Source organism: Penaeicola halotolerans (genome assembly GCF_016464625.1).
GTDB lineage: Bacteria > Bacteroidota > Bacteroidia > Cytophagales > Cyclobacteriaceae > Penaeicola > Penaeicola halotolerans.
Genome location: NZ_JAEAGO010000003.1, coordinates 318918 through 341349 on the forward strand (window position 1 = coordinate 318918; position 22432 = coordinate 341349).

The 22432-nt window shown below is 38.7% G+C and carries 19 protein-coding genes; 14 read left to right on the forward strand and 5 right to left on the reverse strand.

What is annotated here, in order from left to right; genetic code table 11:
* Positions 1-4: 4 nt before the first annotated feature.
* The 3 genes from I5349_RS08985 to I5349_RS08995 form a co-directional block, all read right to left on the reverse strand.
* Positions 5-1087, reverse strand: coding sequence for an AI-2E family transporter (locus I5349_RS08985; protein ID WP_226390424.1), 1083 nt, complete (start codon positions 1085-1087; stop codon positions 5-7).
* Positions 1088-1156: 69 nt separating this feature from the next.
* Complete coding sequence (locus tag I5349_RS08990; RefSeq protein ID WP_226390425.1) at positions 1157-1489, reverse strand: DUF3276 family protein; 333 nt, start codon at positions 1487-1489, stop codon at positions 1157-1159.
* 172 nt (positions 1490-1661) lie between these two features.
* Positions 1662-2009: a 4Fe-4S dicluster domain-containing protein gene (locus tag I5349_RS08995; RefSeq protein ID WP_226390426.1), complete on the reverse strand. Its 348-nt coding sequence runs from the start codon at positions 2007-2009 to the stop codon at positions 1662-1664.
* A gap of 196 nt (positions 2010-2205) precedes the next feature.
* On the opposite strand from I5349_RS08995, the gene I5349_RS09000 reads away from it, so the two are divergent.
* The 6 genes from I5349_RS09000 (at position 2206) to I5349_RS09025 (ending at position 11122) form a co-directional block, all read left to right on the forward strand.
* Positions 2206-3216, forward strand: coding sequence for an acyl-CoA reductase (locus I5349_RS09000; RefSeq protein WP_226390427.1), 1011 nt, complete (start codon positions 2206-2208; stop codon positions 3214-3216).
* Between the two features lies 1 nt (position 3217).
* A complete protein-coding gene (locus I5349_RS09005) occupies positions 3218-4534 on the forward strand; it encodes a short-chain fatty acid transporter (protein WP_226390428.1) in 1317 nt (438 codons plus the stop codon).
* A 127-nt stretch (positions 4535-4661) separates the two neighbouring features.
* On the forward strand, positions 4662-6920 hold the full coding sequence (locus I5349_RS09010; protein ID WP_226390429.1) for an aconitate hydratase: 2259 nt from the start codon (positions 4662-4664) through the stop codon (positions 6918-6920).
* A gap of 107 nt (positions 6921-7027) precedes the next feature.
* Entirely contained in the window at positions 7028-7627 is a 600-nt protein-coding gene (locus I5349_RS09015) for a hypothetical protein (protein ID WP_226390430.1), read from the forward strand.
* Position 7628: 1 nt separating this feature from the next.
* Positions 7629-8309: a DUF2490 domain-containing protein gene (locus I5349_RS09020; protein WP_226390431.1), complete on the forward strand. Its 681-nt coding sequence runs from the start codon at positions 7629-7631 to the stop codon at positions 8307-8309.
* A gap of 161 nt (positions 8310-8470) precedes the next feature.
* The gene (locus tag I5349_RS09025) at positions 8471-11122 is read left to right on the forward strand and encodes a PAS domain-containing hybrid sensor histidine kinase/response regulator (protein ID WP_226390432.1); all 2652 of its coding nucleotides are present in this window, start codon (positions 8471-8473) and stop codon (positions 11120-11122) included.
* Here I5349_RS09025 and I5349_RS09030 read toward each other — a convergent pair whose 3' ends face one another.
* Positions 11123-12142, reverse strand: a complete 1020-nt coding sequence (locus I5349_RS09030) for a tetratricopeptide repeat protein (RefSeq protein WP_226390433.1) — start codon at positions 12140-12142, stop codon at positions 11123-11125.
* A 140-nt stretch (positions 12143-12282) separates the two neighbouring features.
* Between I5349_RS09030 and I5349_RS09035 the strand changes: the two genes are divergently transcribed.
* From I5349_RS09035 to trpS, 5 genes are all read left to right on the forward strand, one after another.
* The gene (locus I5349_RS09035; RefSeq protein WP_226390434.1) at positions 12283-13176 is read left to right on the forward strand and encodes a DUF6588 family protein; all 894 of its coding nucleotides are present in this window, start codon (positions 12283-12285) and stop codon (positions 13174-13176) included.
* A 19-nt stretch (positions 13177-13195) separates the two neighbouring features.
* Complete coding sequence (locus I5349_RS09040) at positions 13196-13756, forward strand: hypothetical protein (RefSeq protein ID WP_226390435.1); 561 nt, start codon at positions 13196-13198, stop codon at positions 13754-13756.
* 344 nt (positions 13757-14100) lie between these two features.
* Positions 14101-15936: a tetratricopeptide repeat-containing sensor histidine kinase gene (locus I5349_RS09045; protein WP_226390436.1), complete on the forward strand. Its 1836-nt coding sequence runs from the start codon at positions 14101-14103 to the stop codon at positions 15934-15936.
* A 19-nt stretch (positions 15937-15955) separates the two neighbouring features.
* Positions 15956-16273 carry a YbjQ family protein gene (locus I5349_RS09050; RefSeq protein WP_226390437.1) on the forward strand — a complete coding sequence of 106 codons (318 nt, stop codon included), beginning with the start codon at positions 15956-15958 and terminating at the stop codon, positions 16271-16273.
* A gap of 119 nt (positions 16274-16392) precedes the next feature.
* Positions 16393-17361 carry a tryptophan--tRNA ligase gene (gene trpS / locus I5349_RS09055; RefSeq protein WP_226390438.1) on the forward strand — a complete coding sequence of 323 codons (969 nt, stop codon included), beginning with the start codon at positions 16393-16395 and terminating at the stop codon, positions 17359-17361.
* 73 nt (positions 17362-17434) lie between these two features.
* On the opposite strand, the gene I5349_RS09060 is transcribed toward trpS, so the two are convergent.
* A complete protein-coding gene (locus I5349_RS09060) occupies positions 17435-17857 on the reverse strand; it encodes a hypothetical protein (RefSeq protein WP_226390439.1) in 423 nt (140 codons plus the stop codon).
* A gap of 144 nt (positions 17858-18001) precedes the next feature.
* Between I5349_RS09060 and hppD the strand changes: the two genes are divergently transcribed.
* From hppD to I5349_RS09075, 3 genes are all read left to right on the forward strand, one after another.
* Positions 18002-19096 carry a 4-hydroxyphenylpyruvate dioxygenase gene (hppD, locus tag I5349_RS09065; protein ID WP_226390440.1) on the forward strand — a complete coding sequence of 365 codons (1095 nt, stop codon included), beginning with the start codon at positions 18002-18004 and terminating at the stop codon, positions 19094-19096.
* A gap of 139 nt (positions 19097-19235) precedes the next feature.
* Complete coding sequence (locus I5349_RS09070) at positions 19236-20966, forward strand: phospho-sugar mutase (RefSeq protein ID WP_226390441.1); 1731 nt, start codon at positions 19236-19238, stop codon at positions 20964-20966.
* An 84-nt stretch (positions 20967-21050) separates the two neighbouring features.
* Entirely contained in the window at positions 21051-22376 is a 1326-nt protein-coding gene (locus I5349_RS09075; RefSeq protein WP_226390442.1) for a toxin-antitoxin system YwqK family antitoxin, read from the forward strand.
* The last annotated feature ends 56 nt before the right edge of the window (positions 22377-22432 follow it).

Genomic DNA, 22432 nt, shown 5'->3' on the forward strand with positions numbered 1-22432 from the left:
TATTTTAACTTTTAAATATTCTATAAGAGCGATAGCCTTGGAAAAGTTCAATTATTGAAACTCTGAAAATAGTATAAACTGGAATCGCTAATATCATTCCTAGAACACCTGCTATCTTTGCTCCCACAAATATAATCACAAATATTTCTAACGGATGTGCTTTCACTGATTTTGAGAAAATTAATGGTTGTAGCAACACATTATCCAGTAATTGTACAAAAGAGAAGACCGATACAATTTTGATCATCAACCAATAATACTCAGGTGTAGTCTCAAAACTAGCTGTAGATATCCCTACCAAGATACCAAACGTAGCCCCCAAAAGAGGTCCTGCATACGGGATCAAATTAGCCACAGCAGCAAAAACAGCGATCGTCAATGCATACTCTACATTGAAGATCGTCAGCCCTAGACTAGCTACTGTAAAGATGGAGGACATCTGTATCAATAGTCCTACTAGGTAGTTGCTCAAAAGACGCTCTACCTTGTGAAAGGTAGCCACGGACAACTCAAAATACGCATTAGGGACTAGGTTAATGATATTTCTGCGTAAAAGACCGTTTTCATATAAAAGAAAAAAAGTAATGAACAATATCGCCATCAGCGCAATCAAAAAGCTACTCGTAGTGTCTATGAGACTATTGATGAAGCCTTGAACACTCACCGTGCTTAGATTATTCACGAGCGTTTGTTTGAGACTATTGATCAAAAATCCTTTAGAATTATCCGTAAGCTGATTGTATATAAGGAAATCTTCTAAGCGCTCTACAGGCCCCATGATCACCCCGTAGACATAGTCAGGATTGATCTCAGAGATCGTCTGTATCTGACTTCTAATCAGCGGGATGAAGAGCAACACTAAGAGAGATATCACACCAGAAATGAGAAGAAAAGCGCATAAAATGGCAAGACCTCTAGGGATGTTCAATCCAAAAATCTGGAAATCATGGATCTTATTAGCTACAGGTCTTAGTATCGCTGCTAATACCAAAGAAAAAATGAAATAGAGCAGGATATTAGAAAAGTACCAGCTTAAGAAAATAAATACTGCTAAAAAGAGTAGCGTGTACAAAACAGCTTTTTTCATACCTAAAAGTATGAAAATAACCGCGCGAAAAAAAAGCTTTTGATCAGATCAAAAGCTTTGGTCATTTCTCTATTCCCACTTCAAGTCATCTCCAAATGCTGAAGAGTCTTCATCTATTCTATCAAATTGTGAAAAATCTACATCCGCCATCAAGTCATTTTTGACATGATCTATAGCCCCTTGTAGTGCTTCCAAAAACTTGTTAAAATCTTCCTTATATAAGAATATTTTATGCTTTTCGTACACAAAACTATCATCTCTCATCTTTCTCTTACTCTCAGTGATGGTGAGATAATAGTCATTTGATCTTGTAGATTTCACATCAAAAAAATACGTTCTCTTCCCCGCTTTAATTCTTTGTGAATAAATTTCTAGTTTGTCTTGGTCTTTGTTGTCTTCCACCGCCCTAATACTTGTTGATTGAAAATTCGTTTGGTTTAAATTATGAAACAAGTTAAACTATTTCTTAAAAAGAAAACAAGTAGACTAAGGCAAATTTTATGAAAAAAGGATCATCAAGGACTTCCTAAGTATAAACTACAAAAAAAGCCTAGTGAAAACCAGGCTTGATATTTTATTCAGCGTGCATCCAGTCCTTTTTGGCTAGTAGCTCTTCTTCCGTCTCTCTAGCATCAGGGTCATCCACACAGCAGTCTACAGGGCAGACAGCCGCACACTGTGGCTCTTCGTGAAATCCCATACACTCAGTACACTTACCCGTTACGATGTAGTAAAACTCATCAGAATATGGCTCCTGAGGCTCATTGCCAGATACTACAGTACCATCTTCCATTTCCACTTCTTTCAAGTCTGTACCACCAGCCCAAGTCCATTCTATGCCACCTTCATAGATAGCGGTATTGGGACATTCTGGTTCGCATGCACCACAGTTGATGCATTCATCAGTAATCATTATAGCCATGATCGTATCGTTTCTAGTTATTAATTCAAAAGTAGCAATGAGATAACATAAAACCAATGATAATGTTGTTATACTAACTATTTTAGAATCAGTCTAAAGTTTTTAAAGCATGTAAACTCCAGCAATAATCAACTTAGCACATAGTCGAGATTTAGATTTATCGGCAGGCTATCTTATCTTTGTCAAAAAACAAATCATGACGCTTCAAGATCGCATCGCTGCCTTTGCTTCATTAGGAAAAAGACTTTCTCACATGGATGAGGAATCATTCGAAGAACTAGCTTGGCGTGTGCAAAACAATAATAATTGGTTTAGAAAAAGTGAATTGAAAGAGGCTATCAATGGCTTAATCTTCATGCTACAAGAAGATAAGCTTCAAAAATGGGTCTCAAACTATACATTAGCTATAAAATCACCCAAAGTAGTAGGTCTCATGATGGCTGGCAACATCCCTGCTGTAGGCTTCCATGATATGCTCTCTATACTCATCGCTGGCCATCGACTCAAAGCCAAATTAAGCTCCACTGACACCATTCTTCCAGTTTACTTAATGGATGAATTGGTGAAAATAGAACCTCGATTTGCTGCTCAATACCAATTTGCCGATATGCTCAAAGAGGTAGATGCTATCATTGCAACTGGAAGCGATAATTCTGCGAGGTACTTCGAATACTATTTCAATAAATACCCTCACATCATCAGAAAAAACAGAAGTTCTGTAGCCATATTGACTGGCGCAGAAAGTACTGAGGAGCTAACAGCTTTAGGCAAAGATATCTTTTTGTATTATGGACTTGGCTGTCGCAACGTATCAAAACTTTATCTAGCGAAGGATTTTCCTTTGCCTAGACTTTTAGATGCGCTAGCCTCTTATGAACACATAGCTAATAACCATAAGTATAATAATAACTACGACTACAATAAATCCATCTATCTAGTCAATGGAGTCCCTCATCTGGACAACGGCTTCCTTTTACTCAAAGAAGATGAACATCTCGTCTCTCCTATTTCGGTAGTTTTCTACGAGTACTATGATGATCAAAATGACCTAGCTAATAAACTAGCCCTTCAAAAAGAAAAAATCCAATGTATCGTGGCTCAAAAGCCTAGTCCATTTACACAAACAGGCTTTGGTGAAGCACAAACACCCGAACTTTGGGATTATGCTGATGGTGTAGACACTTTGGTTTTTCTAGAAAATCTGTAAAATGATGTCACTAAAGAAAATAAAACTAAGCTTCCCTGATCCATTTCAGATTGCGATAAGCCTTTCTTTAGTCACTTTTTTGCTCACCATTCTAATTACACGCCCAGTTGAAGTATCAACTATTGATTATAGCTATCAAGTCTTAAAATACTGGCAAAAAGGCTTCTGGGAATTGCTAGAGTTTACCATGCAGATGGTACTAATCCTGGTATTGGGACACGCGCTTGCGCTTTCACCAGTGATAGATCGTACACTTACCATCATCGCCAAAAGAATCCACTCCAATACCTCTGCTATACTCATTGTCGGCCTCTCAGCCTTGATTGCTGGCCTGCTCAATTGGGGTTTGGGATTAATCTTCGGTGCGATTTTCACTAGAAAGATTGGTGAACAAGCAGTACGAAATAACTTCAAACTCAACTATCCCTTATTAGGTGCAGTAGCCTATACTTGCATGCTCGTCTGGCATGGCGGATTTTCGGGATCTGCTCCACTCACAGTAGCTGCGCCAGATCACTTCTTAGCGTCAGAGATTGGAGTTATCAGTATAGACAAAACTTTGCTCAGTCCACTGAACATTACAGCTACTTTACTAATCCTAAGTATCTTACCAATAAGTATGTGGATATTGTCGAAAAGAAAGATCTCTTATGAAGATGAACCCACACATTATCTAGGTTCTGTCAATATCAAAGAGGAGACAAGTCCTTCAAAAGCCTTTGGCGGAGTTATCTTGGGTACTATCATGCTGAGTTTAGCACTTTCAGATTTATTTGTCCAAGGTGGTGGACTCGCCACGATCAATCTAAACTACGTTAACTTCATCCTGTTTGCAGTAGGTTTGATACTCCATCGGTCATTCAAAGACTATATCCAAGCTGTACAAGAGGCCATCAGTGGTGCTACTGGAATTATTATCCAGTTCCCAATTTATGCAGGGATTATGGGGATCATGAAGTATTCTGGTTTACTAGCCATGATTGCAGGCTTTTTCATTGCTCACTCTACTGCGGAGAGTTTTCCGATACTAACTTTCTTTAGCGCTGCCTTGATCAATGTCTTTGTACCTTCTGGTGGTGGACAATGGGCTATTCAAGGACCTATAGTGATCGATGCTGCTAAGCAACTTGGTGTCAACTATGAGCGTGTGATCATGGCATTATCCTATGGTGATCAAGTGACTAATATGCTCCAACCCTTTTGGGCGCTACCATTACTAGCACTGACAAAAATCCCCGCAAAGAAACTTTTAACCTATACGATCCCGTTGATGATAGTGGGGATTTTAATATTTGTTTTAGTCCTTTGGCTGGCTTAAAATCAGCTAATTAAATTCATTATAAATAAAGTTTTAAGACGCATCAAAACTTCCCTTGTTAAGCCTAAAAGACTATATTTGCGGCAGTTTCAATGTAGGTACACACAAACTAAAATTTTTCAATAAAATGGCATTTGACATAGAAATGATAAAAGCTGTTTATGCGCGCTTCCCAGAGCGTATCGAAGCAGCTAGAAAAGCAGTTGGTCGTCCTTTGACCCTGACAGAAAAAATCCTTTATGCACACTTAGATGGCGGAGCCGCTACAAAAGCGCACGAAAGAGGCAAGTCCTATGTGGATTTCAGACCTGATAGAGTTGCCATGCAAGATGCTACCGCTCAGATGGCACTACTTCAGTTTATGCAAGCTGGTAGAAGCCAAGTAGCCGTACCTTCTACAGTTCACTGTGATCACTTGATCCAAGCTGAAGTAGGCGCCAGTGCAGATTTGACTAAAGCTAAAGATAAGAACAAAGAAGTATATGACTTCCTCTCTTCTGTTTCAAATAAATATGGAATAGGCTTCTGGAAACCAGGAGCGGGTATCATCCACCAAGTAGTGCTTGAAAATTATGCATTCCCAGGCGGTATGATGATCGGTACAGACTCACACACTCCAAACGCTGGTGGTCTAGGAATGATCGCAATCGGTGTTGGTGGTGCTGACGCTTGTGACGTGATGGCAGGCCTTCCATGGGAGCTAAAATTCCCTAAACTAATCGGTGTAAAACTTACAGGTAAGCTATCTGGATGGACATCTGCCAAAGACGTGATCCTAAAAGTAGCTGGTATTCTCACTGTAAAAGGTGGTACTGGAGCTATCGTAGAGTACTTCGGTGAGGGCGCTCAGTCACTATCTGCTACTGGCAAAGGCACTATCTGTAACATGGGTGCTGAAATCGGAGCTACTACCTCTATCTTTGGATATGATGAAAAATCTGCTGCTTACCTCAGAGGTACTGACAGATCAGACATCGCAGATCTAGCTAATACTATTAAAGAACATTTGACTGGAGATGCTGAAGTCTATGCGCAGCCTGAGAAGTATTTTGATCAAGTGATCGAGATCAACTTGTCAGAGCTTGAGCCACACATCAATGGTCCATTTACGCCAGACTTGGCTTGGCCTCTATCTAAATTTGCAGCTGCTGTCAAAGAGAATAACTGGCCTGCAAAACTTGATGTGGGATTGATCGGATCATGCACTAACTCTTCTTATGAAGACATCTCTAGAGCAGCTTCACTAGCACAGCAAGCTGTAGACAAAAATCTAGTAGCTAAGTCTGAATATACTATTACTCCTGGATCTGAGCAAGTACGCTTCACCGTGGACAGAGATGGCTACTTAGATACATTCGGTCAGATGGGTGGTGTGGTTCTGGCCAATGCTTGTGGACCATGTATCGGCCAGTGGGCAAGACACGGTGCTGATAAGCAGGAGAAAAACTCTATCATCACTTCTTTCAACAGAAACTTTGCTAAAAGAGCAGATGGTAATCCAAATACACATGCTTTCGTAGCATCTCCTGAGATTGTGACTGCATTGGCTATCGCTGGTGACTTGACGTTCAATCCGATCACTGATACCCTTACCAATGAAAAAGGTGAGCAAGTAAAACTAGATGAGCCAGCTGGACTAGAGCTTCCTACCAAAGGTTTTGCGGTGGAGGATGCTGGCTATCAAGCTCCAGCAGAAGATGGTTCTAAAGTTAACGTTATCGTAAGTCCAACTTCAGACAGATTGCAATTATTAGATCCATTTAAGCCATGGGAAGGCACAGATCTGAAAGGTTTGAAACTCCTCATCAAAGCTAAGGGAAAATGTACGACTGACCATATTTCTATGGCTGGTCCATGGTTGAGATTTAGAGGTCACCTAGACAATATCTCTAATAACATGCTTATCGGTGCAGTCAATGCATTCAATGACGAGACTAATAAAGTGAAAAACCAGTTGACTGGTACCTACGGTGAAGTACCAGCTACTCAGCGTGATTACAAGAAAAATGGTATTGGATCTATCGTAGTAGGAGATGAAAACTACGGTGAGGGATCTTCTAGAGAACATGCTGCCATGGAGCCTAGATTCCTTGGCGTGAGAGCTATCTTGGTGAAATCTTTTGCACGTATCCATGAGACCAACTTGAAGAAGCAAGGTATGCTAGCTTTGACTTTTGCTAATCCGGCTGACTATGATAAAATCCAAGAGGACGACAACATCGACATCTTAGGGTTGACTTCATTTGCTCCAGGTGTACCACTTACAGTGGTATTAAATCACAAGGATGGCTCTAAGGATGAGATCAAAGTGAATCATACTTACAATGAAGGTCAGATAGGCTGGTTCAAAGCAGGTTCTGCATTGAATCTGATCAATCAAGCTTAATCAAAAGTAACTTATATCAAGCCCTTCGTACATCCGAAGGGCTTTTTTTTATAGCCATTTCTAAAAAATCAAATAACAATCTTTGAGTTTCAGCCGTTCTAAACCTTATGAAACAATTCGTTTTTCTGTCAATATTTGTGATAGTAGCACTCACCTCAATACAGGTTAGTCTAGCCCAAGACGCACTTTCTCCCAAAGTAGAGAGAGAGGTGAGTATCAAACAAAGAGATGTGCCTCAGCCTGCTAAGGATTGGCTTGTAGATACTTTTGAGGATATCAAAAGACCAAATTGGTATAAAGAATTTAATGAAATCGGCTACTCGTATGAAGCTAAGTTCAAGTTAAAAAACCACTTCTATAGTGTGAAATTTGACTCGCTGGGTATCATACTAGATGTAGAAATCGAACTTAAACTGTCTGAACTCAGTGAGGAGCTCCAGTTAGCTTTAAAAGATTACTTCACTGCTAACTATGAAACTTATCAAATCAATAAAATTCAAATCCAATACACTGGATTGCCTGATGACCTTGAAGACTTTTTCGATGAAGATGAAAAAGAGGGCATAACCACTCGCTATGAAATAGAGTACCGAGGAAAAGTTGATAGTAATAAGGATGAAATATGGGAAGCTTTATTTACTGAGAAAGGAAAATTTATCCAAAAAAGAGTCATCAAGGTTTCTTCAACTGACAATCTGATTTTTTAGCATGCTAAAGTACTTTACGCTATTTCTACTTTTTCTGTGGGTAAGTCATGTACATGGTCAAAGCAGTAATCGCTTCTTTACAGGACCATTCGCAGAAGCAGCTATCACTAAGAAGCTGAAAAATGACAATAAGCTCAACTTTAAAATAGAAAATCAGCATGTCATGTTTGACAATAGAGAGCCAGATATCCTTCAGTTTGATCACTATCGAACTGACTTGATGGTTTTCTACGACTGGAGATTGACACCAACTTCGAGTGCAGCCATTGGTATTTTTAGACGGTTCCAAGACGGGGCTGATGGCAATAGAATCATCCAACAGTTTGCATTCCTCAACAGACTCCGTACGATCAGACTAGCCCATAGACTCAGAACTGATCAAACTTATACAGATGGACAAGATATCGAGTGGCGACTTAGATATCGAGTAGCTACTGAAGTACCTCTAGATGGAGCTACACTCGATCCAGGAGAACTCTATTTAGTTATCTCGAATGAACCTATTTTCAGTTTGCAAAGCGGTGAGTTCAACATTGAAAATAGACTAATCTTTACCTTAGGTAAGTTATATCCTAATAATCATAAGCTTGAGTACTCGATAGACTATCGCACTGATGGCTTCTTTAATGACCAGTTTAGAACTCGGCTTTGGCCTAAAGTTGGATATTTTTATAGTTTTTAAGGTTTTAGCGAAAGTCATAAAAACAATCTTTGTTATTATTTGGCGGCTTTGAAATTCATTTAGATTTCTGCTTTATTTTTTTCTTCAATTAACTAATAATCAAATATTTCATACTATTTTGTGTGTGCTAAGGGAAGGACAAAAGACATGTCCAATGATGAATGGCTGAAAGCAATAACAACACACAAGCAATTCTAGCTGAGCTTTTGAGCTTGGTAGATAACGTAGAGAATCTCACTTGGTCGGTAGAATCAAAACCGCCCTATCACTTTTTATTTGCCAATAAATCTTTTAGAAAGGCATTTGATATCAAAAATCCTAATGAGCTGTCATTAGCAGATATATGCTCAATAGATCTATCGAGACTTTCTACCATACCTCAACTTCAAGCATTTAAAATAAAAGAAAAAAGCATCATTTGTGAGGTTAGATTAAATGAAGGTGGATTACTAGATAGAATAGATTTTGTCAATGGCCGCATTCTTCCAAGCCCCGAAACCGTAGAAAATAGTCAAAACCACCTCAGTGAAGTTAATTTCTTACGCTCACTTTTAGAAACACAATCAAACTATGTAATCAGAACAGATATTACTGGCAACTATACCTTTGCTAATGAGTCTTTTTTGAAAAAATTTGATTTCACACTTGATGAGATTTTGGGGAAACCATCGATGAGTACCGTTTGCGAAATAGATCATAATATCTGTATGAAAATGGTCTATCAGTGCTTAAGTAGTCCTGGGACAGTCAGACCACTTAAACTACGCAAGCCGAATCCTCATGACCCTAATAATCCCTATCTCACCGAGTGGGAATTCATTGCTACCATAGATGAACATGGTAACCCAACGGGTGTACAAGGTGTGGGACATGACTTATCAGAGGCACGTTTTTTTGAGCATCAAACAGAACTACTAATCAACCTAATTAATCGTTCTTCAGAGGCTATTCAAATCACCGATGAGGCTGGAAACTTCATTTTTCTCAATAAAGAAGCTGAAAAAAGACTAGGGTTTAAACTATCCGATAAACCTCAGATCAATATAAAAGAGGTAGAGATTGTCTTCAAAGGTCAAGGAGCTTGGGAAAGACATGTATCTCTCCTGAAAAAAGATGGCAACATGCTACTCTACGGCATCAATGTCAATCAAAATACTGGAGAGGAATTCCCAGTTGAGGTCACAGCTAACTATCTAGAAATCTCTGGAAAAGGGTACATCATGGCATTTTCTAGAGATATCACTGATCGTAAAAAGACTGAAAATCAAATACGGGAAAAAGACCTCCTGCTTCAGCGATTATCTGATCAGGTCCCAGGCATGTTATTTACTTTTAAAATATCAGCTGAGGGGCATGTCACCTATCCATTTGTAAGTAGTGGGGCCAAAGATATTTTTGGAAGAGAGACAAAAGATCTTGATAAGGATGCTAGTTACGTGTTTCAATTTGTACATCCTGAGGATCTTCAAGAACTTCAACAGAGCATCAGTGAATCCGCAGAAAAGCTGACGCCATGGTATAAAGAGTTTAGAATCGTCCTACCAGATGGTCGCACATCATGGCGCATGGGAAGCTCTATACCAGAAAGAACTCCTACGGGAGATACGATTTGGTATGGCTTGCTTACTAATATAGACAAACAAAAAGAGACAGAGTATAATCTCATCCAGTCAAAAGAAGCTGCAGACGCTGCTAATCACGCTAAGTCTGAGTTCCTCTCTATGATCAGTCACGAAATAAGAACGCCCCTCAATGCAATCATGGGTACAAGCTATCTACTTCTCAATGAAGAACAGCGAGAACTCATCAAAGAAGGCGTCCGTACTATTCAGTTTAGTTCAAGAAATCTCCTAGCGATCATCAATGATATCCTAGACTACAGCAAAATAGAAGCTAATAAAATCGAGCTTGAGAAAAATACCTTTAGCTTAAATAAACTAATCAATAACCTCATTCAAGGCCAAACATATAAAGCCATAGAAAATGGCAATAAAATCATCGCCACATTAGATGAAAAACTACCAGAGTATCTCATAGGAGATCAAGTGAGGCTAGGTCAAATCCTCAATAACCTGTTGAGCAATGCCGTCAAATTTACTAGAAATGGTGAAGTGGAACTGGTCGTAAGAGAACTCAATCATGATGATAAAAAAATCAAACTCTACTTTGCTGTACGTGATACGGGAGTAGGTATCCCTAAAGACAAACAAGAGCGTATTTTTGAGCGGTTTCAGCAGGCCAATGTATCCAATACTAGAGAGTTTGGAGGTACAGGACTAGGGCTTTCTATCACTAAAAGACTGCTTAACTTGATGGATTCTGAGATTCATTTAGAGAGTGATGAAAATGAAGGAGCGACTTTTTACTTCGAGGCGACTTTTGAGATCAATACCTCACAGGATAATTCAGCAGTACAAGCAGAAGCAGCTGATGACACCAATAAAAATCTCAGCGCTGCTAAAATCCTCATGGCTGAAGATAATCAAGTCAACGCCATACTTGCTAAAAAATTTATCCTCAAATGGAATGGGCAAGTAGATGTTGCTGAAAATGGCGTAAAGGCATTAGAAAAGGCTTTCCAAGACAGCTATGACTTGATCTTGATGGATATCCAAATGCCTGAAATGAACGGGTTAGAAGCTACAGCTGAGCTAAGAAGTAGAGGTGTGAAAATCCCAATCCTTGCCATCAGCGCAGCTGCTATGTCCGAGATGAAAGAACAAGCACTCCAAGCTGGGATGAACGATTTCATCGCCAAACCTTTTGAACCAAATCATTTATATTTGAAGCTCAAGCAGTATTTGAATCAATAATTAGCAATTCTCCTTCAACCAATCTGCCAATCCTTTGGATACCTCTTTCGCACTTTTCGCTACTTGACAAGCCTTCTCTAGATCCCCTAGTTCACTGTAAGCCTGCGCTAAGTACCAATGCGCATCTTCAAGTTGATCGTCCATAGTAAGTGCTTGATTGAGCATGATGACAGCTTGATTTGGATCATTTGTTAGCAAAAAATACAAACCCCTATTGCGATAAGCCCAAGGATTTTTTGAGTTCATCCTGATCGACTGATTGATCAAATCACCTGCATCCTCATATTGACCCAATTGTAAAAGAATAAAACCCTTATTGTTTAAGTAATAAGCTTCCCCCGGATTAATTTCTATAGCCTTTTCAACTTGCACTAAAGCCTCTTGCCAGTCCATCTCTTTGATGGCTATCTGCGAGTATAGATTATAAATATTTGCTTCATTTGGATTAAGCGTCAAGCCTACAGATAAGTCTTCTTTAGCTTGATCAAAAGCACCTTTATAGAAATAAATAGTGGCGCGATTCACGAAGGTTTCTGCATTGTATTCATCCAGTGCAATAGATTTGGTAAAAGCTTCAATAGCTTCATCATATCTCTTTTGCTCAGTCAAAACCAAGCCTTTCGTAAATGGCACATAGGGAGCGTCTGGAATAAGCTTTTCTAACCTGTCTAAATCAGCAAGGCTGTTGTAGTATTCACTGACATTTTGATAAGCCACTGCTCGATTAAAGAGTGCCTGTTGATGATCTGGAGCAAGTTCGATAGCCTTATTATAGTCATAGATGGCTTCTCTATCTTTACCTGACTTGGCATAAGCAAGTCCTCGATTATTGAGCGCATCTACATAGTTTGGATCTATCGCTAGCGCTTCTGTGAAATAGTTAATCGCCTCTTTATAAGATGATTCATTGATCTTATCTATTCCTTTAAGTAAAAACCGTCCCTTTTTATCCTCATCTGAATCACACGCAAATACGATGACAGCCAAAACAAGTAAAATCCCTAATCTCTTTATTATCATGCTATTAAATCTTATTCGCTACACATTTTTTTATTGGAGAATCCAAAAGAAGTCTTTAACTTCGAACAAATTTAGAAAAGTATTTTTATAATTTTTTCTAGAAGGGAAATCAAAGCAACTATTTAAACCACCATTTGCCAATGAAAAACAACTACCTCAAATTGATCATGAGCAGCCTGATCTTAATCTGCGTGATCCCATTTTCATCAGTACAAGCACAAACACTAGACGACTATATCACTAGATATACTGGAGAGAATGGACCTGGATATATCAAACCAGCTGTAGAGTCTATCAGTTCAAATATGAATAGTGGATGGTATCGCAGTGCTAAAATCAAAAAACTCAGACCTCAATTCTATCTAGGTGTGGTCGTCATGGGAGCTTTTATCCCAGAAGACAACAAGACTTTCAGAGCAACTACTGAGGGTGATTTTAGTCCTAGACAAACAGTAGATGCACCGACTATCGTAGGTTCAGGAGAAAGCGTCACCATATCAGGTGATGGTGGCACGACTTACACATTTCCAGGCGGTGCAGACATCAATTTCATCCCTTTGGCAGCTCCTCAGCTGACTTTAGGCTCTGTCTTTGGCACTGACGTAAGTGTCCGATATGTCACAGCACCTATTGGTGGTGAGATAGGCGATGTCACGTTATCCGGCTTCGGCATCAGACATAGTGTGAGTCAGTATTTGCCCGACCTGTTTCCTGTAGATATCGCTATCAATTATAATAATAGCACTGCTGAAGTAGGTGATATCATGAAAGTAAAATCTTGGATAGCAGGTGTGCAAGGCTCCTATTCTATCAAGATTTTAAATGTTTATGGAGGTTTTGCTTACGAAAAAGGAAATGCTGATATCAACTATACTTCAAGTGAAGGAACAAACATTGATTTCAACATAGATACTAATGCAAACATGCGTGCGACACTAGGTCTGTGTCTCAATATGGGGCCAGTTAAATTGAATACCGACTATAGTATAGGTGCTCAAAATGTATTAACAGTAGGATTTGGAATAGGAATTTAAAAAAACAAATAATAAAAAAATGAAAAAGACAATTTTAGGTTTTTTAGTCGCTAGCTCATTGATGATGACTAGCTGTTTGGAAGATATCGCTACTGATTTAGTTGGTACTTATCCATTCAATGAATTGTATGAAATCGATCAAACTGGTGCGTTTGAAGAATCAAGAACGCTCTCTGTAGCTGATGTAACAGACGAGATCGACTTTGATGGAGAAGTGAAATCTGTCGGGGTAAACTCTGTGAAAATCTTGGTGACAGTAAATAGTGGCAATACTGCTGAGTCAGTAGATTTGTTTGCAAATATCACTTCTGGAGGCATCTCATATGACCTATTTACTAAAACGGTAGATCTTACAAGTTTCACAGTAGGTCAAGAGCAGGAATTTATCTTAAACCCAGAGCTTAATCCAGCGGCTGTGACACTTTTCACACTGAAGGTTAAAGAAATCATCAATGGTACATTTGATGTCAATGAACAATTTACAATCTCGGTGGGTGGTGATACTAATCCTGGCAATAGCACGATAAAAGCAACTGTAAGATTGATGATAGACTCAGAGTGTGTATACACTACTAATTGATAAAAAACATATTAGTTTAGATTCCTTAAAGCCTGATGTAAATGCATCAGGCTTTACTTTTTATTTTAGATAAATAGTATTTTTTATCTTAAAAAGACATTCTTTAAAGATCAAATACATTAATGTTAATATAAGTTGATATTAAGCTAAAAACCTCTTATAAATCAGGCTACTAGATTCTTTTCACTCAATATTTTTTTCTAAAATTTGGAAATAAAATCTCTAAATTAGCAGCGATAATCCCAAGATTAATTTTTGCTCAGTAAATGAAATACCTCTTTTGCATTTTATTATTTTTTTTATCAGTAGGAAATTCTTCCGCCAATGAGCTAGAAATAGATTCATTGACAAAAACATTACCTAAACTATCTCCTTCAGAAAAAGTAGATGCACTCATCAGATTAAGTTGGTTAAATAGAAATATAAACCCTGACAAAATGGTGTCTTATGGCAATGAGGCACTTTCAATCCAGCAAAAAATTGATTCGCTGAGTCCTAAGATGGCTACCATAGTCAATTATATAGGTGTAGGATATAGGAATCTTGGTAACTACCCCAAAGCGTTGGACATGTACTTTGCGACTATAGATATCGCACAAAAAACAAAAAACGAACAGCAACTTGGATTTGCCTATCAAGGGATTGGTGATATTTTTGAGCGACTAGGTGAGTTTGATAAGGCCATTGAGTATTGTGAAAAAAGCATCACGCAATTCACTAAACTAGATGATGATTTTGGTTTAGGATATGCTTATCACTCTTTAGGCAGAATCTATGAAAGCAGCAGTGATCTCAAAAAATCTCGTGAAAGCTATGTAAAGGTCTACCAAATAAGAAAAAGTCTAGGCGATACTGTAGGCATGTCAAGTGCGATCAACAGGCTGGGCAATATCTACAGAGAAGAAGGCAAATACCAAGAAGCTATAGAACATGCGACTGAATCGATCACACTATCTAGAAAAGTCTCTGACCAGATCGGTATCTACTATGCTTCTGTGAGTCTATCTCATACTTACCTGCTACTTAAACAGCCGACCAAAGCAATTTATCATATCAAAGAAGCTGAAAAAATAGCCCAGATACTCCGAAATAAAGAATACCTAAAAACAGTATCGGATCTTTATAGCCAATACTACGATATGGTGGGTAACTATCAAATGGCTCTATCTGAGTATAAAAAATATCAAGCATATCAGGACAGCTTATACAATGAACAAAACCTTAAATCAATAGCCCAACTTGAACTTGCTAGAAAAGAAGCTGAAAACAACGCTCTTCTAAAAGAGAGGCGTCTGAATGATGCTATTTTGCAAAAGCAAAAAGCCACGCTTCGCTATCAAAATATGATTTTTATAGTTGTTGCGGTGTTTTTAGTCAGTATGGGTGTAGTCATTGCTATCCAATACAGGCAAAAGAAAAGGGAGAAAGCCATCAATGAAGAGCTAAAAAATAAATCGCTAGAAATAGAGAAGCAAAGTTTAAAGCTAAAGGAAATCAATAGACTTAAAGATAAGTTGTTTTCCATTCTCGCTCATGACTTACGAAGTCCTCTTACAGGCTTGAAAGGCACATTAGATCTAATTCAAGATGATGCATTGAGTAAAGAAGAGCTTCAGTCAATCATTAAAAACTTAAAAGACAATTTTCAATATGTCAATTCTACCCTAGAAAATCTCCTAAGATGGTCTGTACTTCAGTTCAAAGGTGATCAGATCATCAGACTCGAAGCCATTGATCTGAAGTGCATTTTAGAAGAATCAGTAGGCCTTATGAAGCAGTACGCTTTCACTAAGGAAATCAAAATCAATATGTCTATCCAGCCTGAAAACCTCCAAATCATGGGTGATAGTGATCAGTTAAGAGTAGTCTTTAGAAATTTACTTAACAATGCTATCAAATTTTCAAACAAGGGGCAGACAGTCAATATCCAAGCCACAGTAGAGGGGCATGAAGCTGTCATAGAAGTGACTGACTACGGTGTGGGTGTCCCAATTGAGAAAATCGACACCCTCTTTGAAGTGAATGACTATACTTCTACCCCTGGAACACTTGGAGAAAAAGGAACTGGACTAGGTTTGATCCTTTGTAAGGAATTTATAGAAAACAATAAAGGATCCATAGCAGTAAAAACTGAGCTTAACAAAGGAACAACATTTAGCGTTAGATTAATCAAAGTTTAATTTTTAACATATTTTTATCATGATTTGTACAACAACAAACAGTATCGAAGGGAAGAAAATCACAAAATACCTAGGAGTCGTGACAGGCGAAACGATCATAGGTGCCAATATCTTCAAAGACTTTTTTGCTAGCATCACAGACATCGTAGGTGGTCGCTCATCTGCTTATGAGAAAGTACTGAAAGAAGCTAAGGATTTAGCAATGAGTGAACTTCAAATGCGTGCTATGCAGCTTGGGGGTAATGCTATAGTAGGTATTGACTTAGACTATGAGACTATCAGAGAAGGGATGCTGATGGTGACTGCAAGTGGTACTGCTGTAGTCATAGAAGGGTAATCAAATAAGCCACATTTTAAAGCAAGTAGCTCAAATCGACTACTTGCTTTTTTGGTTTAATCCATACTCAAAACCCTCCTGTTAAGAAATATTCCTTATTTTTGGCAAAATTTTAACTTATGGCAAGAGTACTTACAGGGATACAGAGTTCAGGAAAACCACATCTCGGCAATCTCCTCGGGGCGATCATTCCAGCAGTATCCCTGACCAAATCATCTCAAAACGAGTCCTTTATATTCATAGCCGATCTACACTCTTTGACTACGATCAAGGATGCTGATCAGAGGAAAGCAAATGTACAAGCTGTAGCAGCAGCATGGCTAGCATTTGGGCTAGATCCTGAAAAAACTGTTTTTTATCGTCAGTCTAAAGTGGCAAAGGTCACCGAGCTCGCTTGGTATCTTAACTGCTTCACGCCATTTCCGATGCTTGCCAATGCACACTCATTTAAAGATAAATCTGACAGACTAGCTGATGTCAATGCTGGGTTATTTACCTATCCCGTACTCATGGCCGCTGATATCTTGCTTTATGATGCGGACATAGTGCCTGTCGGAAAAGATCAAATCCAACACCTCGAGATCACGAGAGATATAGCCAGTGCATTTAATAATCGATATGGTGAGGTGTTCATACTGCCAAAAGCCCAAACTAATGAAGCTATGATGACCATCCCTGGCACCGATGGACAGAAGATGAGCAAGTCTTATGGTAACATCATCGACATCTTTTTACCAGAAAAAGAGCTGAAGAAAAACATTAATACTATTATAACTGACAGTACTCCACTAGAAGAACCTAAGGATCCAGATACCTGTGTAGTATATAAGATCTATAGCTTGCTAGCTGAAACAAGCCAAACTAATGAGCTGAGATCAAAATATCTGGGAGGAAATTTTGGCTATGGACATGCTAAAAAGGAACTTCTAGAACTGATCTTGAATAAGTTTACTGAGGAAAGAAAAAGATTTGACTACTTCATGACGCATACCTCAGAGCTAGAAAATCAACTCCAAATAGGAGAACAAAAAGCGAACGAAATCGCAGAAAGAACACTTCAAAAAGTGCGAGAAGCACTTGGTTTTTAAACAATTAAAAAGCCTATAAACAAAAAATGAGATGCATCACTGCATTTCATTTTTTGTTATATCAATTCACAACTTATTTTGCTCTCCAAGCTTCATGAACCATATTGCCTTCAAGCTGCACCATAATTCGTGTCGGATATGGCAAGAGCAATAACCTGACATCTTTACCACCAAAATCATCCGCCTCTACTGGTACTCCAGCTACACCTTTAACCTCATATCCTACCCTCCCTTTAGCATCGGGCTGTAGTGCTATATACTGATCTGCGATATAAGCTGTAGGTAGCAAGACATCATTATCTGGACAGAGATCATCATAAATTCTTTGAAAAGCATCTTCTAGATACTCTCCATAAGTCTCATTGAAAGCATCCTCTAAGTCATGTAGCTCATCTTCTATGGTATCATAGTCGGTATCACTATAAGTAAGTTGACTTAAAGCGTATTTTTTTTCTACTATTTCCCCTAGTGATTTCTCCAGAGCTGATAATTCCATGTGTTCTTCTTTTGGTTAAAATCTATACAAAACTCTAGAGTATCCCTTAAACTTGCAAGGAAAACAGGCATTTATCTTAAGTGAATTCTTTTAACTTTGCGGCTGTTATAGAATCAAAATCATCTAAATAAACCCAATATTAAAATGGAACAAGACTTTTTGCCAATCAATGGTACAGATCACGTTGAGTTTTATGTCGGTAATGCCAAGCAATCAGCGCTATTTTATCAGTACGCTATGGGATTTGAACTCATCGCCTATGCAGGTCCTGAGACAGGCGTGAAAGATAGAGCTTCGTATGTGCTGAAGCAAGACAAAATCAGAATCGTACTCACCACTGCGCTTCAAGAAAATCACCCAGTGGCAGACCATGTACGCAAGCATGGAGATGGTGTCAAAGTCCTCGCACTATGGGTAGATGATGCTGAAAAGTCTTGGAAAGAAACTACAAGCCGAGGTGCTGTCTCTGCTTCAAAGCCTCAGATCATCAAAGACGCGCATGGCGAAGTAAAAGTAGCTTCTATCAAAACTTATGGGGAAACAATACATACTTTCGTAGAGCGCAAAAACTACAGTGGAGTCTTCCTACCAGGCTATCAAGAAAGAAAATCAACTTATAAGAGTACATCTATTGGTCTAAAATATATAGATCATTGCGTAGGCAATGTCGGTTGGGGAGAAATGAATAAATGGGTAGACTTCTACGAAAACGTGATGGGATTCAAACTTCTCATCACATTTGATGACAAAGACATCTCTACCGAATACTCTGCGCTGATGTCTAAGGTGGTGTCAAATGGTAATGGATTCATCAAATTCCCTATCAATGAGCCTGCTGAAGGCAAGAAAAAATCACAAATCGAGGAGTATCTAGACTTCTACAATGGCCCAGGCGTACAGCATCTTGCTATCGCTACTGATGACATCGTACACTCAGTATCAGAGCTACGCGCTAGAGGAGTTGAGTTTCTCAATGTCCCTAGCACTTACTATGATGATTTATTAGACAGAGTAGGTCATATCGATGAAGATCTAGAGCCTCTCAAAAAATTAAACATCCTTGTAGATAGAGATCCGGAGGGATATTTATTACAAATATTCACTAAGCCAATTCAAGATAGGCCTACTGTTTTCTTTGAAATCATCCAAAGAAAAGGTGCTACCTCTTTTGGTAAAGGAAACTTCAAAGCACTATTTGAAGCAATTGAAAGAGAACAAGAATTAAGAGGCAATCTATAAGTCTCACAAAAATCAAGTAAAAGCATGGATCAAAATGGTTCATGCTTTTTTTATTTCTAAGAAAACAAGCGGATATTAGTGGTCAAAATGTATTCAAAACATATTTTTTACTATTTTCAAACCTATAATATGACCCTTTATGGCAGATCAACATATCATCTCAAAAGCCACTGCTTGGCTAAACAGTAATATAGACGAGGATTCTAAATCAGCTATTCGTAAAATGCTAGATAATCCTGACTCAAAAGAGTTAGAAGATGCCTTTTATCGTGATCTAGAGTTTGGAACAGGAGGTCTGAGAGGTATCATGGGAATTGGCTCCAATCGGATGAATAAATATACCGTGGCCATGGCAACTCAAGGACTTGCTAACTACCTTTTAGCAACTTATCCTGGAGAAGAAATTCGCGTAGCCATCACGCACGACTGCCGCATCAATAATACCCTTTTTGCTGACACTACAGCACATGTTTTTGCTGCCAATGGGATCAAGGTGTTTTACTTCAAAGAGCTCCGCCCTACTCCCATGTTGTCATTTGCCATCAGACAGCTAAAGTGCCACAGCGGTGTGATGGTGACTGCCTCTCATAATCCTAAAGAGTACAATGGCTATAAGGCTTACTGGAATGATGGTGGTCAGATAGTAGCACCTCACGACAAAAATATCATCGCTGAAGTACAAAAAATCACAGACATCTCTATGGTCAAAATGTCTGGGAATGAATCGGCTATCAGCTACATAGGAGAAGAAATGGATGCTCTTTATCTGAAAATGGTCAAATCACTCAGTTTATCTCCAAGTGCAGTTACTAAACACAAAGATTTAAAAATCGTCTTTTCCCCTATTCACGGAGCTACTGGCAAAATGGTGCCCGCTGCACTTAGGGCTTTTGGTTTTGAGAATATCCACTTGGTCAAAGAGCAAGAACAACCTGATGGCAACTTTCCTACGGTCATCTATCCTAATCCTGAAGAAGCAGAAGCACTGACATTGGCCATCAAGCTCGCAGAAAAAGTAGATGCTGATATCGTCATGGCCTGCGACCCTGATGGAGACAGATTAGCCATCGTAGCCAAGAATAAAAAGGGTGCATTCGAAATCCTTAATGGTAATCAAACTGCGGCTATCCTTACCTATTATTTAATCCAAAAATGGAAGGAAAATGGGAAGCTAAAAGGGAAGGAATTTACCGTAAGTACAATCGTCACTTCAGAGATCTTAGAAAAAATCTCAGCTGGATTTGGTGTGCCATGCTATGTAACACTGACTGGCTTTAAAAATATAGCAGCAGTCATTCGCGAAAAAGAAGCTAAAGAAACATACATAGGAGGAGGGGAAGAAAGCTATGGATATATGATCGGTGATCAGGTACGAGATAAAGATGGTGTATCTGCCTGCGCCATGATGTCGGAAATCACTGCATGGGCAAAGACCCAAGGTAAAGACTTATTTGACATCTTGGCCGATATTTACACACAGTTTGGTTTCTATAAAGAGTCTCTGATCTCGCTTACTAAAAAAGGAAAAGATGGAGCAGAAGAAATCCAACGAATGATGCAAAACTTTAGGGAAAATATGCCCGAAGAGATCGCTGGACAGAAAGTCATCCGTATCATTGATGTCAAAAAAGGAACTGATAAAGATATCCTATCAGGAAAAGTAACTCCATTGACACTAGAATCTTCAAATGTACTTCAATTTTACCTAGCAGACGGAAGTAAAATCTCTGCAAGACCATCAGGCACAGAGCCAAAAATCAAATTCTACATCAGCGTCAATGCACCACTTCAAAATGCCAATGACTATGATAAAGTAGCCAATCAACTCGATGAGCGAATCGAGCGATTGAAAGTCTTTTTAGATCAATAGATAAATCCTTTTACCTAATTATAGATGATGTTTTCACCTCTAAATACGCACCAAAACTCGCTAAGTATCAGAAAAGTTTTATATGTGTCTATAGTATCATTTCTTGCCTGTTTCATACTATTAAGTGCTCATCAAAAGTCTTGGGCACAAGAGGAAGTGATCTTCTATTATGATGAGGCGAAGACAAAGAAAAAAGAAGTCTACACACGTGTCAGAGGAAGAATGGACGGTCCTTACATCAAATACTATGAAAATGGCAACCCTCAGATTGAAGGTAGATTTGATGCAGGTCTGATGCATGGATTGTTTAAAGAGTACTTTGAAGATACTTTTGCAGTAGCTAGAACCACCGAGTACGAAGCCAATAAAAAGCAAGGAAACTCCATTGCTTACTTTAGAGATGGTACTATCAAAGAAAAAGCAATCTATCACCAAGACTCATTAGCTGGCCCACTCACCTCTTACTATGCCAACGGTAAACCTAAGTCAAAAATTAATTTCATGGGCAATTTTCCAGAGGGAATAGCCACTGAGTACTACGAAAATGGGAAAGTCCATAAGGAACTCACTTATCTCAAAGGAAGAGTGCATGGATTAGTCAAAATTTATGATGAAGCAGGTAATCTCAGAGCAGAAGAAAACTACATGACAGGTCTGAAACATGGTCAATTTACAGAATACTATGTCGATGGCCAGATAGCCTCACAATTTGTCTATGAGATGGGCTATAAAACTGGTCCTTTCAAAACTTATTTTGAAGACGGAACGCTACGCGCAGAAGGAAGCTATCTAGGAGGATATCCTGATGGGGAAAATAAGGAGTACTATGAAGATGGTACGTTGAGTGTCATCTCTAGATACAAGAAAAGACAACCTGTGGGTAAGTTTATCAGCTATTTTGAAGACGGAAAAGTCAACGAACTCAAAGAATATGCTGGTAAAGGTCAACTCAAACACTATGAGCGCTACTATGAAAACGGTCAAAAAGTAGAAGAAGGTAAATTCAAAAATGGAATAGAAAATGGCCTATGGATATACTACTATGCTAATGGCAACCCTGAGCGAAAAGAGACTTATAAAAAAGGTAAAATCCAAGGAGAAAGACTCTACTACTATGAGTCAGGGCAGCTAGCGACTTCACGTATATATGCTAATGGTCAAGCTAATGGCATTGAGAAAAATTACGACCAATCGGGAAGATTGATTAGTACTTACTACAATACCAATAATAAGAAAAATGGCACCTTTACTGAGTTTCATACAAATGGAAAACCAGCTGTGACAGGCGCTTACTACAACGATGAACGACATGGAAACTGGCTGATCTACAATGAATCAGGCCAAGCTATAGAAAAAATCAACTATTTCCGTGGAGAGGAAAGAAGCAGAGAGAAAGTTGAGGTCAAATAATCCCTCTCACCTTCCATATTAAAGGAATCTTACTATTTTTGTTTAAACAAACAAAC

What these genes read in the sequence shown, in the direction of transcription:
- trpS (WP_226390438.1), top strand. Translation starts at nt 16,393, where the DNA reads ATGGCAAGAGTACTTACAGGGATACAGAGTTCAGGAAAACCACATCTC.
- I5349_RS09010 (WP_226390429.1), top strand. Translation starts at nt 4,662, where the DNA reads ATGGCATTTGACATAGAAATGATAAAAGCTGTTTATGCGCGCTTCCCA.
- I5349_RS09020 (WP_226390431.1), top strand. Translation starts at nt 7,629, where the DNA reads ATGCTAAAGTACTTTACGCTATTTCTACTTTTTCTGTGGGTAAGTCAT.
- I5349_RS09000 (WP_226390427.1), top strand. Translation starts at nt 2,206, where the DNA reads ATGACGCTTCAAGATCGCATCGCTGCCTTTGCTTCATTAGGAAAAAGA.
- I5349_RS09035 (WP_226390434.1), top strand. Translation starts at nt 12,283, where the DNA reads ATGAAAAACAACTACCTCAAATTGATCATGAGCAGCCTGATCTTAATC.
- I5349_RS09030 (WP_226390433.1), bottom strand. Translation starts at nt 12,142, where the DNA reads ATGATAATAAAGAGATTAGGGATTTTACTTGTTTTGGCTGTCATCGTA.
- I5349_RS09060 (WP_226390439.1), bottom strand. Translation starts at nt 17,857, where the DNA reads ATGGAATTATCAGCTCTGGAGAAATCACTAGGGGAAATAGTAGAAAAA.
- I5349_RS09070 (WP_226390441.1), top strand. Translation starts at nt 19,236, where the DNA reads ATGGCAGATCAACATATCATCTCAAAAGCCACTGCTTGGCTAAACAGT.
- I5349_RS09025 (WP_226390432.1), top strand. Translation starts at nt 8,471, where the DNA reads ATGGCTGAAAGCAATAACAACACACAAGCAATTCTAGCTGAGCTTTTG.
- I5349_RS09015 (WP_226390430.1), top strand. Translation starts at nt 7,028, where the DNA reads ATGAAACAATTCGTTTTTCTGTCAATATTTGTGATAGTAGCACTCACC.
- I5349_RS09050 (WP_226390437.1), top strand. Translation starts at nt 15,956, where the DNA reads ATGATTTGTACAACAACAAACAGTATCGAAGGGAAGAAAATCACAAAA.
- I5349_RS09005 (WP_226390428.1), top strand. Translation starts at nt 3,218, where the DNA reads ATGATGTCACTAAAGAAAATAAAACTAAGCTTCCCTGATCCATTTCAG.
- I5349_RS08985 (WP_226390424.1), bottom strand. Translation starts at nt 1,087, where the DNA reads ATGAAAAAAGCTGTTTTGTACACGCTACTCTTTTTAGCAGTATTTATT.
- hppD (WP_226390440.1), top strand. Translation starts at nt 18,002, where the DNA reads ATGGAACAAGACTTTTTGCCAATCAATGGTACAGATCACGTTGAGTTT.
- I5349_RS08995 (WP_226390426.1), bottom strand. Translation starts at nt 2,009, where the DNA reads ATGGCTATAATGATTACTGATGAATGCATCAACTGTGGTGCATGCGAA.
- I5349_RS09040 (WP_226390435.1), top strand. Translation starts at nt 13,196, where the DNA reads ATGAAAAAGACAATTTTAGGTTTTTTAGTCGCTAGCTCATTGATGATG.